The following is a 16,535-nucleotide window of genomic DNA, read 5'->3' as shown; positions in this document are numbered from 1 at the left end:
AGCAAGGGCAGGCATTTGAATAAAATGCCCACCCCAACTATTGACATAGAACCTAAAAAAATAGGAACTTTTATGTTTTTAGTCTTACAATTTTCATAAAAGTTCCTATTTGTAAATAAAAATATTATTTTTCTTCTTTTCTTTCTAAAAAATAATTTATATCAAAATATGTTTGCTAATAAAATTAAATAATTTTAAATTATCGTTTCGATATCCTAACTATTATTTCCATATAATCTTCTTCTTCTTTATGCCTATATTCAGCATTGATACCGTTTTTACTCATAATTTGCTTAATTGTATTTGTTATAATTCTTGGATTTATTGCCCACTTCATTTTATTTTTATTATCACTTTTATTCTCAATGTCTTTATTATTTTTACTAATTTCTTTTTCTATTAGTTCTTCTGTTTTTTTCACATTCAAATTCTTTTTAACTACTTCATCAATAATTCTGTTTTGAATTTTTTCATCAGGTATTTTTAATAATGCCCTTGCATGTCTCTCAGTAAGCCCTTCTTTTATAAGCCTTTCTTTAATTGTAGATGAAAGTTTTAATAGTCTAATTTTATTTGCAATAGTTGATTGTTTTTTACCTATTTTTTTTGATAACTCTTCTTGTGTTATTCCCATTTCTTTTATTATGTTGTAGTATCCTTCAGCTTCTTCGATATAGTTCAAATCTTCTCTCTGAAGGTTTTCAATTAAAGCAAGTATAGCCGATTCACTATCATCTACATCTACGACAATTGCAGGGATTTTTTCAAGACCGGCAAGCTGGGATGCCCTAAGTCTTCTTTCACCAGCAACAAGCTCATAATATTTATCATCCCTTTTTCTTACACTAATAGGCTGTAATACTCCATATTCTTTAATCGATTCTGACAATTCAATAAGCGAATTTGAGTCAAATTGTTTTCTTGGCTGGTAAATATTTTGTTTTATCATATTAATAGGTATATTAATTATTTCTCTTTCAGCTTGCATCTCCACCATCCCTTTTAAAATTGCTTATTGTTTATTTCTATATTTTTTCTTCTTTTCCTGCTATATTTTATCATAAATTATACAACATATTTATTCATATTTTTATTTCTAAATATTAATTATTCGTCATAATATCGGTTTTTTCTCAATTTGCGACGATTTTCTTGGATATTTTTTTTCAGTGATTTTTATTTTTTCGACAATAACTAATTTATGATTTATGTCCTCTTCATATATTTTTGTATCAATGACATCTTTAATTTTTCCTCCAAGGGTTCCAATAGCATTTTTACTCTCATTTATCTCATCAACTGATGAAGGCCCTTTCATAGCAATAAAATACCCACCAACTTTAACATAAGGTATACAATATTCTGAAAGCATAGTAAGGTTTGCAACAGCTCTTGCCGTTGCAATATCAAAGCTTTCCCTATACTTAATATCTTTTGCTATTTCCTCTGCTCTCCCATGTATTGCTTCAATATCATTTAATCCAAGCTCTTTTATAACCTCATTCAAAAATTTTATTCTTTTATTCAAAGAATCCAAAAGTACAATCTTTAATGAAGGCATTATAATCTTTAAAGGTACACCTGGAAAACCTGCTCCCGTACCAATATCTATAATGCTACAATTTTCTTTTATAACATTAGAACTTATAATAGATATAGAATCTAAGAAATGTTTTTTTACAATACCTTCATCGTCAACAATAGCAGTTAAATTAATTTTTTCATTCCATTCCTTTAGAATTTCTTTATAAGCAATAAATTTTTCAATTTGTATTTGATCAATATCAATATTGTATAATTTACAACCATTTACCAATAGCTGTTTACAATCCATAAATTACTCTCCTTTTTTTCTTCTCACCTGTTCTATATATACAAGTAAAACTGATATATCGGCTGGGGATACACCTGATATTCTTGATGCCTGTCCTATATTCTCTGGCTTTATTTTTGATAATTTTTGCTTTGCTTCAATCCTTAGTCCACTTATTTCATTGTAATCAATATATTTTGGTATTTTTTTTACTTCAAGTTTTTTAAACTGCTCAACCTGTTGCATTTGCTTTTCTATATATCCTTCGTATTTTGTTTCAATTTCAACTTCTTCAAAAATTTCATCATTAAGCTCAGGCCTATCCTTATCCAAGGCTTTAGTTACACTATAATTCATTTCAGGTCTCTTTAAAAGTTCATACATAGATATACCACTTTTAATTTCAGAACTTCCTATTTGTCTCAATATATCATTATTCTCTTTTGTAGGAAGAATTATGTAATTTTTGATTCTCTTTAATTCTTCTTGTATTTTCATTTTCTTTTCCATAAATATATTGTATCTCTCTTCTGTTACAATACCAATTTTATAACCTTTTTCAGTAAGTCTTAAATCAGCATTATCTTGTCTTAATAGTAGTCTATACTCTGCCCTTGAAGTCATCATCCTATAAGGCTCATTTGTACCTTTTGTAACAAGATCATCAATTAATACACCTATATATGCCTCTGATCTATCAAGTATAAATGGCTCTAAATTCTTAATCTTTAATGCTGCATTGATACCAGCCATTATTCCTTGAGCAGCAGCTTCTTCATAGCCTGAACTTCCATTAATCTGTCCTGCAAAAAATAAACCTTCAATATTTTTATGTTCGAGGGATAATTTTAACTGAGTAGGATCAATACAATCATATTCTATAGCATAAGCCGTTCTTAATATTTCACAATTTTCAAGCCCAGGTATTGATCTATACATTTTTATTTGAACATCTTCTGGTAATGAACTTGACATACCCTGTATATACATCTCTTCAGTATCTTCTCCCTCGGGTTCAATAAATACCTGATGCTTTTCTTTATCAGGAAACTTCATTATTTTATCCTCAATTGATGGACAATACCTTGGTCCTACCCCTTCTATCTGTCCAGTATATAAAGGAGATCTATGTATATTTTCAAGGATTATTTTTTTTGTTTCTTCAGTTGTATATGTAAGATAACAAGGTATTTGTTCTCTATATATATTTCCAGATATAAATGAGAACGGAACTATCTTTTCGTCTCCTGGCTGTATAATCATTTTAGAAAAATCAATACTTCTCTTATTGACTCTTGCTGGAGTACCTGTTTTAAATCTTCTAAGCTCTATCCCATTTTCCTTTAAACTCTTAGATAATTCATTAGCAGGAAATAACCCATTAGGGCCACCACTATAGTTTACTTCACCTATAATTATTCTTCCTTTTAAATATGTTCCTGTTGTAAGTATAGCTGTTTTACATTCAAAATAAGCCCCATTTTTTGTTTCAAGCCCTTTTATTTTTCCATTTTCAATATCTAAAGATATAACTTCATCTTGTTTGATAACAAGGTTTTCTTGCTTCTCTAAAGTATGTTTCATCAACAATTGGTACTTCTTTTTATCTGCCTGAGCTCTTAATGAGTGTACAGCAGGTCCTTTAGCAGTGTTTAGCATTCTTGATTGTATAAATGTTTTATCAATATTTATTCCCATCTGACCTCCAAGTGCATCTATTTCTCTTACAAGATGCCCTTTTGAAGTACCTCCAATTGCAGGATTACAAGGCATTAATGCTATACTATCAAGATTTAAAGTTATAACAAGGGTTTTACATCCAAGCCTTGCACAGGCAAGTGCAGCTTCACATCCTGCATGACCTGCCCCAACAACAATAACATCATAACTTCCAGCTTTATACATAATTTTCACCTCAAGTTCTTATTTTCCAATGCAGAAATTAGAAAATATCCTATCTATAACATCATCAGATACAGTATCTCCTGTAATCTCTCCAAGTTTTAAGTAGGCATCTTTAAAATCAATAGAAGCACAGTCTATAGGCAACCCTGATTTTAAAGTTTCTATACCATTTTTAACACTTTCTTTAGCCTTTTTAAGTATTTCCTGATGTCTTATATTTGTTACATACACATCTGTTCCCAAAACTTTTCCTTTATATACAAGTTCTACAATATTATTTTTAATTTCATCAATACCTTTTTCTTCCTTAACAGATGCAAAAATAATAGGAGAATCTTTAAATTTTTCTTTAATCAAACTAATATCAAGATTAGATGGAGCATCTATTTTATTTATAACTATTATCTTTTGTTTATCTGATATCAAATCCATTATAATTAAATCTTCTTTTTCTATAATTTTGCTTGCATCAAGCATAAATATAACAAGATCTGCCCTATCTATATACTCTTTAGTCTTTTCTACTCCAATTTTTTCAACTAAATCCTTAGTTTCTCTAATACCAGCTGTATCTATTATTTTTATAGGTATACCTTTGATGTTTATATATTCTTCTATTATATCCCTTGTAGTACCAGGTATTTCAGTTACTATTGCCCTTTTTTCTTGAAGTAATATATTCAATAATGAGGATTTTCCAACATTAGGCTTTCCAACTATTATTGTATTTAACCCCTCTCTTATTATTTTTCCTGTATCAGCATTTCTTATAAGTACATCCATTTCTTTTTCTATTTCTGTTGCATCTCTTATTAATTTATTTGTTATAATTTTTTCTATATCATCTTCTGGAAAATCAACTGAAGCTTCAATATGAGCAAGTATATTTAAAAGTCTGTCATTTATATTTCTTATTTTTACTGAAAGTTTACCTTGAGCCTGATTGATTGCAAGTCTCATACTTTCATCAGTTTTTGACCTTATAATATCTATTACTGCTTCTGCCTGGGATAAATCTATTCTTCCATTTAAAAATGCTCTTTTGGTAAATTCTCCAGGATCTGCAAGTCTTGCTCCATTACTTAAAACAAGTGACAATATTCTTTTAACAGCAATTACTCCCCCATGACAGTTAATTTCTACAATATCTTCTCTTGTATAGGTATTAGGAGCTTTCATATAGCTTACTATTACTTCATCAATTATTTCATCTTTTTGTTTATCCTTTATATAACCATACATCATACTATAACTTTTCATATTTAAAACGCTTTTTCCTCTATGACTTACAAATACCTTATCTAATATCTCAAGGGCTTTACTTCCGGATATCCTTACGATTCCAATTCCTCCTTCACCAGCTGAAGTAGAAATTGCAGCTATAGTATCCTCATTAATCATTATTTTCCACCTCATTTATTTTATATCTTTTATAATTTATTATTTTATTATACCAAAAAACATCATTTTAACACATAAAAGCCTGTATGATTTTCTCATACAGGCCATCTTTTATTTTTTAACTTCAATAACAACTTTTCTATAGGGCTCTTCCCCTTCGCTGTGAGTCGTTACATAAGGATTATTTTGAAGAGCTGAATGGATTATTCGTCTTTCATAAGGATTCATAGGTTCCAATGTTATGCTCTTGTTATACCTTTTTACTTTATAAGCAAGCCTATTTGCAAGCTTAACTAAAGTTTCTTCTCTCTTTTTTCTATAGTTTTCCGTATCAAGAATTACCTTTTTATAACTATTTTCATCATTATTTTTATTTATAACAAGACTTAAAAGGTATTGGATTGCATCAAGAGTCTCTCCCCTATGCCCTATTAAAATTCCCATTTTAGGCCCAACAAGATTTACCTTGAGTATATTATCCTCATCCTTTATATGTATTTCACATTTAATACCCAACTTATCAAGTAATTCTCTTAAAAATTTTCTTGCTATTACCTCATAATCTTCTTTAACAGTTATTATTACTTTAGCAGGCTTAGTTCCAAGTAACCCAAGGATACCTTTATTACCTTTATCAATAACTTCAACCTTTACTTTATCTCTTGTTAATCTTAAAACCTTTAATCCATTATCTATCGCTTCCTCTACAGTTCTACCCACCATCTCTATAGATTTCATAGGTTTACACCACCTTATTTTACAAGCTTTTCCTCTTCTTTATGCTTTATTCTATTTATTATAAAATACTGTTGTGTTATTTGTATTATATTACCAATTATCCAATATAAAACAAGAGCTGCACTAAATTTATAGCTTATGTAAACAAAAAATATAGACATAAATATATTCATTTGTTTTTGAGTTTTAGCTGAAGGATCATCTGTCTTTGGTTGCATCATAAGTCCTGATAAAAAAGTAGTTAATCCTGATAAAATAGGTAAAATCATATATTTATCAGGCATACTCAAACTTGGAACCCAAAGAAATGGCACTCCTGCAAATCCTTTAAAATTATAAATTACATAGTACATAGCAATAAAAATAGGAAATTGAATAAAAATTGGAAGACACCCAGCAAGCGGATTTACTCCTGCTTCTTTATATAGTTCCATTTGTTTTTGCTGCAATTTTTGAGGATCATTTTTATACTTTTCCTGTAACTCTTTTAATTTAGGCTGTAATTCTCCCATCTTAACTGATGATCTTGTTTGACTTATTGTTAATGGAAGTATTATGAATCTTATTATTAGAGTAAATATAAAAATATCCAAAAAATAAGCTAAACTAAGGTTTTTTATTCCAATACCTGTAACAAATTGATTTATAAGATCAAAAAAGCTTGTTAAAGGCTTTACCAGTATATTCAAAATTTATACCTCCTTTTAGGGTACAGGATCATACCCTCCTTTATGAAAAGGATGACATTTTAATATTCTTTTTATAGCTAAAAAACTTCCCTTTATAGCCCCGTATTTTTCTATAGCTTCAATTGCATACTGGGAGCAAGTTGGGTAAAATCTACAGCTTGGTGGCTTCATAGGCGAAAAGTATTTTCTATATATCTTAATTAGAAAAATCAATATTCTTTTCATCTTTTTCACCTTCTTTTAATAAACCACCTTTATTAATAAGATTTTTTACAGAATCATATATATCATAATAATTAGCCATAGCAGATTTTTTTCTTGCTATAAATATAAAATCATATCCCTTTTTAATACTATCTTTGTTTTTTCTAAAACACTCTCTTATAAGTCTCTTTACACGATTCCTAACTACACTTTTTCCAATCTTCTTACTTACAGAAATACCCACTCTATTTATATTTTTTCCATTTTTAACTATATATAAAACAAGTAAATCATTGTTTATAGCCTTTCCTTTTCTATATATATATCGAAAATGTGCATTTTTTCTGACTTTTTCTTCTTTTTTCATTATTAATATACCACTCCATAGAAGGATGAATTGCACAAAAAGGCCACTAAAATGCGGCCTTATGCTGTTAATCTCTTTCTTCCTTTTCTTCTTCTTCTTTGTAATACAAGTCTTCCTGAACGGGTTTTCATTCTCTTTCTAAATCCATGTTCTTTCTTTCTTTGTCTTTTCTTTGGCTGATATGTTCTTAACATCTAACGCACCCCCTTTTACAATTTTCTATGTTAATGGATTTTTATCATTATTATTAGAGTACTATAAAGATTATATATTTATGTATTTAAACTGTCAAGAAATACATAATCCACAATACTGTTAATAATTTAATGTGTTTTTTGTGGATAACTCTTGCTTGTATTTTAATTATTTGTTAATATATTTATGCACAGTTAATAACTAATAATTTTTTGTTTATAACTAAACTTATTCACAGTTTGTGGATAAGTTTGTGTATAAATTGTTATATTTTAAATTTTATTCTTGTATTTTCATTAGTTATTGCCTGTTAATTTTGTTATTTTTACTTTGTGGATAATTTTAAATTTATATTTAATACTAACATATTAACATACTTGTTTATATCTTTTTTTATTTTTATCAACATTTTTTATAATAGGTTTTTTTACATAAAAAAATGTTGATAATTATATAAAAAACATTTTTTATTTATCAACTTAAGAGGAGGCAATTGCATGGGAACTGAACTTATTGATTTATGGCAAAAAGTCCTTAATATCATTAAATCAGAACTTTCAGAGATAGGCTTCAATACATGGATAAAATGCCTTGAACCATTAAAATTAACCCAAGAAACTTTATTTCTTGCAGCACCTAACGAATTTACAAAGAATATACTTGAAGCAAGATACAAAGATCTTATTTCAAATGCAATCAAACTTACTTCTTCAAAACACTACGATATTAAGATTGTGCTTCCTGAAGATGATATATTTAAAAACGTTGAGAAAAATTCATCTGAAAATGTAAAGGAAAAAACTATAGACGATACTTCAAATTCAATGTTAAATCCAAAATATACTTTTGATTCTTTTGTAGTTGGAAATAGTAATAGATTTGCCCATGCAGCTTCTCTTGCTGTTGCAGAATCTCCAGCAAAAGCTTATAATCCTCTTTTTATATATGGTGGAGTTGGACTTGGTAAAACTCACCTTATGCACGCTATAGGGCATTATGTATTAAATACTAATCCAAACGCAAAAGTAGTTTATGTCTCTTCTGAAAAATTTACTAATGAACTTATAAACTCAATTAAGGATGATAAAAATATAGAATTTAGAAATAAATATAGAAACGTAGACATTCTTTTAATTGACGATATACAGTTTATTGCTGGTAAAGAAAGAACTCAAGAAGAGTTTTTCCATACCTTTAACGCACTATATGAAGCAAATAAACAAATAATAATATCAAGTGATAGACCACCAAAAGAAATTCCAACATTAGAAGATAGGCTACGTTCAAGATTTGAATGGGGACTTATTGCAGACATTCAACCTCCAGATTTTGAAACAAGGATTGCTATTTTAAAGAAAAAAGCAGATGTTGAAAATTTAAGCATTCCAAACGAAGTTATGGTCTATATAGCAAATAAAATACAATCTAACATTCGTGAACTTGAAGGAGCATTAATTAGGGTTGTTGCATATTCATCACTGGCAAATAAAGAAATATCTGTTGATCTTGCAACGGAGGCTCTAAAGGACATTATATCTAACAAAAACTCTAAACAAATTACTATTGAGCTCATTCAAGATGTTGTATCAAGTTATTTTAATTTGAGAGCCGAAGATTTTAAATCTAAACGAAGAACTAAAAATGTTGCATACCCAAGGCAGATTGCTATGTATCTTTCAAGAAAGCTTACAGACTTATCACTTCCAAAGATAGGAGAAGAATTTGGAGGAAGAGACCATACAACAGTAATACATGCCTTTGAAAAAATAACAGAAAGCCTTGAAACAGATCCTGCACTTAAAGATACCATAGATGAACTTACAAAAAAAATACAACAAAAATAATAAAAAAAATAATAAACAAATGTAAATAACTTTTTGAATAAGCTGTGGATATATTTTTTTTTAAATATATAGCAATAACAATGTGGATAAAGTGTGCTCTTAAGTAAACATCTTATCCACAATTATTTTTTGAATCGTTTCTTAAAAACAAAAGCTTTTAAAAGTTATTCACAATTTCACAGCTACTATTACTATTACTACTAAAATATAAATATATATTCTCTCTTTTTTATTATAATTATCCTTTGTGGATTATTTAGGAGGTATTAAAATGTGGTTTACTTGTGAAAAAGAATTACTTGAAAACGCAATTAATACAGTTCAAAGAGCGGCTTCAAATAAAACAACTTATCCTATACTTGAGGGAATACTAATAAAAGCTAAAGATAATAAAGTTATCCTTACAGCAACAGATCTTGACCTTGGTATAGAAACTTATATAAATGCAAACATTAACAAAAATGGAGCAACTGTTTTAAATTCAAAACTTTTAGCAGAATTAATAAGAAAGCTTCCTAATGATATGATAAGTATGAAAATGGAAGAAAATAACATACTAATTAAATGCCAAAAATCAGAATTTACATTGATAGGAAGTAATCCAGAAGAATTTCCATCATTACCTTCAATAAATGAAAATATAATGTACGAATTATCTCAGGATTTATTAAAAAATATGATTAGACAAACAATTTTTGCAATAGCACCAGATGAAACAAGACCTATATTAACTGGTATACTTTTTGAAATAAAAGATGGAACGTTAAATTTTGTTGCATTAGATGGATATAGACTTGCACTTAAAAGTGAAAATATAGGTAGTTATGAAAATATAAGTGCTGTTATACCAGGTAAAACTTTAAGTGAAATATCAAAAATACTTGAACCTACTGATGATACTGTTAAAATAACCTTTACACCTAATCATATTTTATTTACCCTTGATAATACAAAGATTATATCAAGGCTTCTTGATGGAGAATTTATAAACTACAGACAGATAGTTCCTGACGAATATAAGCTTAGAGTAAAAGTAAAGACTGGTGAACTACTTGACAGTATAGAAAGAGCTTCATTACTTGCAAGGGAAGGAAAGACTAATTTAATTAAATTTGATATTAGTCAAGATAAAATGATAATAACTTCTAATTCACAAATAGGAAAGGTATATGAAGAAGTAGATGTTGAACTTGAAGGCGATGAAATTAAAATAGCTTTTAATTCAAAATATTTTCTTGATGTTCTAAGGGTAATAGATTCAGAGGAAATATATCTTGAATTTACTACTAATGTGAGTCCTTGTGTAGTAAAAAAATGTGATTCAAATAATTATATTTACCTTGTGCTTCCTGTTAGACTATAATTATATTAACCACCTGATTACAGGTGGTTTTGTATAGTTAAAAATCGGAGGTTGTTTATGAAAAAAATAGAAATAAAAACAGAATATATAAAACTTGATCAACTGTTAAAATGGGCAGGAATAGTAGGTTTAGGTTCTGATGCAAAACTTATTATAAAAAATGGTGATGTTAAAGTAAATGGAGAAGTGGTAACTCAAAGAGGAAAAAAAATATATCCAAAGGATATAGTGTCTGTTAATGATGTTGGTTCTTTCGAAATTGTAAGGGTCGAGGAGAAGTAATATGCATATAGAATCCCTTGAACTAATTAATTTTAGAAATTACAGCAATATTACATTAAGACCAATAAATGGACTTAATGTAATTGTTGGAGAAAATGCTCAAGGTAAGACGAATATTGTTGAAGCAATATATTATTCAGGTAGTTTAAAATCTTATAGAACCTTTAAAGACAGGGAACTAATAAGATGGGGAAATGATAAAGCATATATAAAAACAGAAATAAAAAAGCAAAATAATACCACAAAAATTGAGATACTTATAAATAGTCAAGATAAAAAAGGTGTAAGAATCAACGGTTCAAAAAATATTAAACTGTCAGATGCTTTAGGTATTTTAAACGTAGTAATATTCTCTCCAGAAGATTTAAAACTTTTAAAAGAAGGCCCATCTGTTAGAAGAAAGTTTATTGATAATGAGTTAAACCAAATAAGGCCCAAATATCATCATGCATTGATGCAGTATAATCGTGTACTTCTACAAAGAAATAATCTTTTAAAATCAGTTAGTAATAAATCTTCATTAAAAGCTGAATTAGAGATTTTTAGTGAGCAACTTGCTGAATATGGAAGTTTTATTGTTGAGGCAAGGCATGAATTTATAAAAAAGCTTTCAATGATTGCAAGATTAATTCATAGAAAAATAACTAACGGCGATGAAGAAATAGAAATACTATATCAGCATGATGGTACTTATTTTGAAAATAAAGATCAGATTAAAAAAAATTTATTAAACAATTTTTTAAATGAAATTGATAAAGATATAGAAAGAGGCTATACTTTAAAAGGTCCGCATAGAGATGATATTATAATTAAAATAAATGGTATAGATGCGAGAATCTTTGCTTCACAAGGTCAGCAAAGATCAGCAGCTTTATCACTAAAACTTTCTGAACTTGAATTAATAAAAGCAGAAGTTGGAGAATATCCTGTACTTTTGCTTGATGATGTTATGTCAGAGCTGGATATTAACAGACAAAAGCATCTTTTGAGTGCTTTTAAGAGCATTCAAACATTTCTAACTTGTACAACTTTAAATGATATAAATGCTTTTCATTTTGATAACAAGTCTGTATTCAGCGTAAAAGAAGGTACAATTACAAGGCAACAGACATGAAAATTAAGATGAAAGATTTTTAAGGAGGATAATATTCTATGTTTTTACATCTTGGAGAGAATGTGGTAATACCACTATCTGAAATTATTGCTATATTCGATATTAATTCTACAAAAAATGACGACACAAGACATTTTTTAAAAACAGCTGAAGAAGAAGGTTTTATTAAAAGAATATCTTGTGAAGAGCCGAAGTCCTTTATTATAACTGAACAAAATAAAAAGAGTGTTATATATCTTTCTCCAATATCTTCGGTTACTCTTACTAAACGCAGTGAATTTGTAGATGAGCTATAAAAAGAGAGGTGAAGTAAATGGCAAAAGAAAAGAATAAATATGATGCTAGCCAAATACAAGTGTTGGAAGGACTAGAAGCAGTTAGAAAAAGACCAGGAATGTATATAGGCAGTACTGGTTCAAGAGGACTTCATCATCTTGTCTATGAAATACTTGATAATGCAATAGATGAAGCATTAGAAGGTACATGTGATGAGATAACAGTTACAATACATGCTGATAATTCAGTTACTGTAACTGATAATGGAAGAGGTATACCAATAGGAATACATCCAAAGTTAAATAAACCTGCTGTTGAAGTAGTATTTACAGTTCTTCATGCAGGAGGAAAGTTTGGTGGAGGAGGATATAAGGTATCAGGAGGATTACATGGCGTTGGTGCTTCTGTTGTAAATGCACTTTCAGAATGGCTTGAGGTTAAAGTTAAAAATGAAGGAAAGATATATTATCAAAGATATGAAAGAGGTAAAACAGTAACAGAACTTAAAGTTATAGGTAATACTAAAGATACAGGTTCAACTGTAACTTTTAAGCCAGATTATCAAATTTTTGAAACCCTTGAGTTTGACTATGAAATTCTATCTCAAAGAATAAGAGAATTAGCATTTTTAAATGATGGAATAAAAATAACCCTTTCAGATGAAAGGTCTGGAAAAACAGAGGTTTTTCATTACGAGGGTGGAATTAGAGAATTTGTTACTTATCTTAATAGAAATAAAGAGGTTATTAATGAAAAGCCTATATATATAAAAGGTAATAAGGATGATATAATAGTTGAAATTGCGATGCAGTATAACGATGGTTATAATGAAAGTATTTTTTCATTTGCAAATAATATAGATACCACAGAAGGTGGTACTCATGTTTCAGGATTTAAAACTGCTCTTACAAAAGTAATAAATGACTACGCAAGAAAATATGGGTTTATAAAGGAAAATGAAAGCAATCTTTCAGGAGAAGATACAAGGGAAGGACTTACAGCTGTTATTTCGGTTAAAATTCCTAACCCACAATTTGAAGGACAAACTAAAACAAAACTTGGTAATACAGAGGTTAGGGGTATAGTAGATTCGATTGTTTCTGATAAAGTTTCAGCTTTTTTAGAGGAAAATCCTCAAATTTCAAAATCAATAATAGATAAATGTATAATGGCTTCAAGGGCAAGGGAAGCCGCAAGAAAAGCAAGAGAACTTACAAGAAGAAAAAGTGTCCTTGAAAATACAGCTCTTCCTGGAAAGCTTGCAGATTGTTCTGAAAAGGATCCAAAACAATGTGAGATATTCATCGTTGAGGGGGATTCAGCTGGAGGTTCTGCAAAACAGGGAAGAGATAGAAGATTTCAGGCTATTCTTCCTCTTAGAGGAAAAATAATGAATGTAGAAAAGCAAAGACTTGATAAAGTGCTATCTTATGCTGAAATAAGATCTATGATAACAGCTTTTGGTGCAGGAATAGATGAAGAATTTGACTTGAGTAAGATAAGATATGACAGGATTATAATAATGACGGATGCTGATGTTGACGGTGCACATATTAGAACTTTACTTTTAACGTTCTTTTATAGATATATGAGACCGCTTATTGAAGAAGGACATGTATATATTGCCCAGCCGCCACTTTATAAGATAAGTAAAAATAAGAAAGACTATTATGCTTATAATGATAGAGAGCTTGAAAGAAAACTTGATGAAATAGGAAGAGATAATATAACAATCCAAAGATATAAAGGTCTTGGAGAAATGAATCCAGAACAGCTTTGGGAAACTACAATGAATCCTAAAACAAGAAAAATGTTAAGAGTTAATATTGAAGATGCAGTAGAAGCTGACCAGATATTTACAATATTAATGGGAGATAAAGTTGAACCAAGGCGTGATTTCATAATACAAAATGCAAAAAAAGTTCAAAATCTTGATATTTAACTTGAGGTGAAGTTATGGAAGAGATGAATGAAAAAATTCAATCAGTAGATATAAATGATGAAATGAGAAAATGCTATATAGATTATGCAATGAGTGTAATTGTAGGTAGAGCTCTACCTGATGTTAGGGATGGTCTAAAGCCTGTTCATAGGAGAATATTATATTCTATGCATGAACTTGGACTTTTCCCTGATAAACAATATAGAAAAAGTGCAAGAATCGTTGGAGATGTTTTAGGTAAATATCATCCTCATGGAGACAGCGCTGTATATGATGCAATGGTAAGACTTGCACAGGATTTTTCAACAAGATATATGCTTGTAGATGGACATGGAAATTTTGGTTCTGTTGATGGCGATAGTGCAGCTGCAATGCGTTATACAGAAGCAAAACTTTCAAAAATTGCAATGGAAATGATGAGGGATATTAATAAAAATACCATTGATTTTGTAGATAATTTTGATGGAAGTGAAAAAGAACCATCGGTTCTTCCTTCAAGATTTCCAAATCTACTTGTTAATGGTTCCTCAGGTATAGCAGTAGGTATGGCAACCAATATACCTCCACATAATCTTACAGAGGTTATTGATGGTACTATTATGCTTATTGATAACCCAGATGTAACTATAAAGGAACTTATGACTAAAATAAAAGGTCCTGATTTTCCAACTGCAGGGATTATACTTGGAAAAGATGGGATAAAACAGGCTTATGAAACAGGAAGAGGAAGAATAATTGTAAGAGCAAAGGCTACGATAGAAGAAGAAAAAGGGAGAAATAAAATTATAGTAACAGAAATACCATATCAAGTTAACAAAGCAAAACTGATTGAAGATATTGCAGAACTTGTAAAGGATAAGAAAATAGAAGGAATATCAGACCTTAGGGATGAATCAGACAGGCAGGGAATGAGAATAGTAATAGAATTAAAGAGAGATGCTAACCCTAATGTTGTTTTAAACCTTCTTTATAAGCATACAAAGATGCAAGATACTTTTGGGGTTATAATGATTGCTCTTGTAGATGGAGAGCCTAAAACATTAAACTTAAAGGAAATTTTAACTAATTATATAAATTTCCAAAAAGAAGTTGTAACTCGAAGGACTAAATATGATCTTGATAAAGCAGAAGCAAGAGCACATATATTAGAAGGTTTAAGAATTGCTCTTGATCATATAGATGAAGTAATAAATCTTATAAGAAGTTCTAAGACAGTTGAAATTGCAAGAACAGGATTAATGCAAAGATTTGGTCTTTCAGAAAAACAAGCACAAGCGATACTGGATATGAGGCTACAAAGGCTTACAGGTCTTGAAAGAGAAAAAATTGAAGAGGAATACGAAGAACTTATAAAAACTATTAATTATCTAAGGGAAGTACTGCAAAATGAGAAGTTATTGCTTAGTATAATAAAGGATGAGCTTAATGAGATAAAACAAAAATATGGCGATAATCGAAGAACAAAAATAGTAAGTAAGTTTGAAGAAATTGATGTTGAAGATTTGATACAGGAAGAAGAAGTAGCAGTAACTATTACTCATGCAGGATATATTAAAAGAATATCCATTGATAACTATAAAAGTCAAAAGCGTGGGGGGAAGGGCATACAGGGTCTTTCAACGAGAGAAGATGACTTTGTTGAACATTTATTTATAACTTCAACCCACAATAACATTATATTCTTTACTAATATGGGAAGAGCATATAAACTTAAAGCTTACGAAATACCTGAAGGTGGAAGAACTGCAAAGGGAACTAATATTGTAAATATACTACCTTTAAATCCACGAGAAAAAATTCAGACAGTAATTTCTATTAAAGAATTTAATGATGAAGAATATCTATTATTTGTGACCAAAAATGGTCTTATAAAGAAGACTATATTAAGTGAGTTTAGTTCAATGAGAAAAAATGGTCTTAATGCAATTAATCTTAAGGATTCTGATGAACTTATTGGTGCAAAGCTTACGGATGGAAAGCAGATCATAACGATAGTAACTCAAAATGGATATAGTCTTACATTTAATGAAGAGGACGTAAGGGCTATGGGAAGAACAGCTGCTGGAGTTAAAGCTATAACTCTAAGGGAAAATGATATTGTAGTTGGTGTAGAAATTTTAGACTTAAATCAAGATCTTCTTATTGTAAGTGAAAATGGGTATGGAAAGAGGACACCGTATACTGAATATACTGTTCATCATAGAGGAGGAAAAGGAATAATAACCTATAAAGTCACAGATAAGACAGGAAAAATAGTTGGTGCAAAAACAGTAAAAGATAGTGATGAAATAATGCTTATAAACAATAACAACATCATAATAAGACTTGAAGTTGATCAAATTTCAAGACAAGGAAGAAATACTATGGGAGTAACATTAATGAAGACAAAAGAAGATGAAAGG

The 16,535-nt window shown here is 29.3% G+C and carries 16 protein-coding genes (1 of these 16 only partly in view); 7 read left to right on the top strand and 9 right to left on the bottom strand.

Going from position 1 to position 16,535, the window contains the following annotated elements; all coding sequences use genetic code 11:
* Window positions 1-199: 199 nt before the first annotated feature.
* The 9 genes from FDN13_RS07725 to rpmH form a co-directional block, all read right to left on the bottom strand.
* Complete coding sequence (locus FDN13_RS07725; RefSeq protein WP_207670871.1) at window positions 200-988, bottom strand: ParB/RepB/Spo0J family partition protein; 789 nt, start codon at window positions 986-988, stop codon at window positions 200-202.
* Between the two features lie 126 nt (window positions 989-1,114).
* Window positions 1,115-1,834 (bottom strand): 16S rRNA (guanine(527)-N(7))-methyltransferase RsmG, encoded by a 720-nt coding sequence (rsmG, locus tag FDN13_RS07720; protein ID WP_138979671.1) that lies wholly within the window; start codon window positions 1,832-1,834, stop codon window positions 1,115-1,117.
* Between the two features lie 3 nt (window positions 1,835-1,837).
* Window positions 1,838-3,721 carry a tRNA uridine-5-carboxymethylaminomethyl(34) synthesis enzyme MnmG gene (mnmG, locus tag FDN13_RS07715; protein ID WP_138981053.1) on the bottom strand — a complete coding sequence of 628 codons (1,884 nt, stop codon included), beginning with the start codon at window positions 3,719-3,721 and terminating at the stop codon, window positions 1,838-1,840.
* A gap of 15 nt (window positions 3,722-3,736) precedes the next feature.
* On the bottom strand, window positions 3,737-5,119 hold the full coding sequence (mnmE, locus tag FDN13_RS07710; protein ID WP_138979670.1) for a tRNA uridine-5-carboxymethylaminomethyl(34) synthesis GTPase MnmE: 1,383 nt from the start codon (window positions 5,117-5,119) through the stop codon (window positions 3,737-3,739).
* Window positions 5,120-5,230: 111 nt separating this feature from the next.
* On the bottom strand, window positions 5,231-5,857 hold the full coding sequence (gene jag, locus FDN13_RS07705; protein WP_138979669.1) for an RNA-binding cell elongation regulator Jag/EloR: 627 nt from the start codon (window positions 5,855-5,857) through the stop codon (window positions 5,231-5,233).
* Window positions 5,858-5,871: 14 nt separating this feature from the next.
* Window positions 5,872-6,546: a membrane protein insertase YidC gene (gene yidC / locus FDN13_RS07700; protein WP_138979668.1), complete on the bottom strand. Its 675-nt coding sequence runs from the start codon at window positions 6,544-6,546 to the stop codon at window positions 5,872-5,874.
* 15 nt (window positions 6,547-6,561) lie between these two features.
* A complete protein-coding gene (gene yidD, locus FDN13_RS07695) occupies window positions 6,562-6,771 on the bottom strand; it encodes a membrane protein insertion efficiency factor YidD (protein ID WP_138979667.1) in 210 nt (69 codons plus the stop codon).
* A complete protein-coding gene (gene rnpA, locus FDN13_RS07690; protein ID WP_138979666.1) occupies window positions 6,743-7,117 on the bottom strand; it encodes a ribonuclease P protein component in 375 nt (124 codons plus the stop codon). The genes yidD and rnpA overlap by 29 nt, the downstream gene beginning before the upstream one ends.
* A gap of 59 nt (window positions 7,118-7,176) precedes the next feature.
* A complete protein-coding gene (gene rpmH, locus FDN13_RS07685) occupies window positions 7,177-7,311 on the bottom strand; it encodes a 50S ribosomal protein L34 (protein ID WP_138979665.1) in 135 nt (44 codons plus the stop codon).
* Between the two features lie 498 nt (window positions 7,312-7,809).
* On the opposite strand from rpmH, the gene dnaA reads away from it, so the two are divergent.
* The 7 genes from dnaA to gyrA all read left to right on the top strand — a co-directional run.
* Entirely contained in the window at window positions 7,810-9,156 is a 1,347-nt protein-coding gene (gene dnaA / locus FDN13_RS07680) for a chromosomal replication initiator protein DnaA (RefSeq protein WP_138979664.1), read from the top strand.
* Between the two features lie 271 nt (window positions 9,157-9,427).
* Window positions 9,428-10,519: a DNA polymerase III subunit beta gene (dnaN, locus tag FDN13_RS07675; protein WP_138979663.1), complete on the top strand. Its 1,092-nt coding sequence runs from the start codon at window positions 9,428-9,430 to the stop codon at window positions 10,517-10,519.
* 57 nt (window positions 10,520-10,576) lie between these two features.
* On the top strand, window positions 10,577-10,801 hold the full coding sequence (locus tag FDN13_RS07670; RefSeq protein ID WP_138979662.1) for an RNA-binding S4 domain-containing protein: 225 nt from the start codon (window positions 10,577-10,579) through the stop codon (window positions 10,799-10,801).
* Window position 10,802: 1 nt separating this feature from the next.
* Window positions 10,803-11,915, top strand: a complete 1,113-nt coding sequence (recF, locus tag FDN13_RS07665) for a DNA replication/repair protein RecF (protein ID WP_138979661.1) — start codon at window positions 10,803-10,805, stop codon at window positions 11,913-11,915.
* 38 nt (window positions 11,916-11,953) lie between these two features.
* Window positions 11,954-12,211, top strand: coding sequence for an extracellular matrix regulator RemB (gene remB / locus FDN13_RS07660; RefSeq protein WP_138979660.1), 258 nt, complete (start codon window positions 11,954-11,956; stop codon window positions 12,209-12,211).
* A gap of 17 nt (window positions 12,212-12,228) precedes the next feature.
* Window positions 12,229-14,133 carry a DNA topoisomerase (ATP-hydrolyzing) subunit B gene (gene gyrB, locus FDN13_RS07655; RefSeq protein WP_138979659.1) on the top strand — a complete coding sequence of 635 codons (1,905 nt, stop codon included), beginning with the start codon at window positions 12,229-12,231 and terminating at the stop codon, window positions 14,131-14,133.
* 14 nt (window positions 14,134-14,147) lie between these two features.
* Window positions 14,148-16,535: the 5' portion of a DNA gyrase subunit A gene (gene gyrA, locus FDN13_RS07650; RefSeq protein WP_207670870.1), read on the top strand. Its footprint extends 54 nt past the window's final position; the window shows 2,388 of its 2,442 coding nt (coding positions 1-2,388); its start codon is at window positions 14,148-14,150; the stop codon falls past the right edge of the window.

This window comes from Caloramator sp. E03 (assembly GCF_006016075.1).
GTDB lineage: Bacteria > Bacillota > Clostridia > Clostridiales > Caloramatoraceae > Caloramator_B.
Note: the sequence above shows the minus strand (reverse complement) of the source record. Positions and strands in the feature narration are given on the sequence as shown.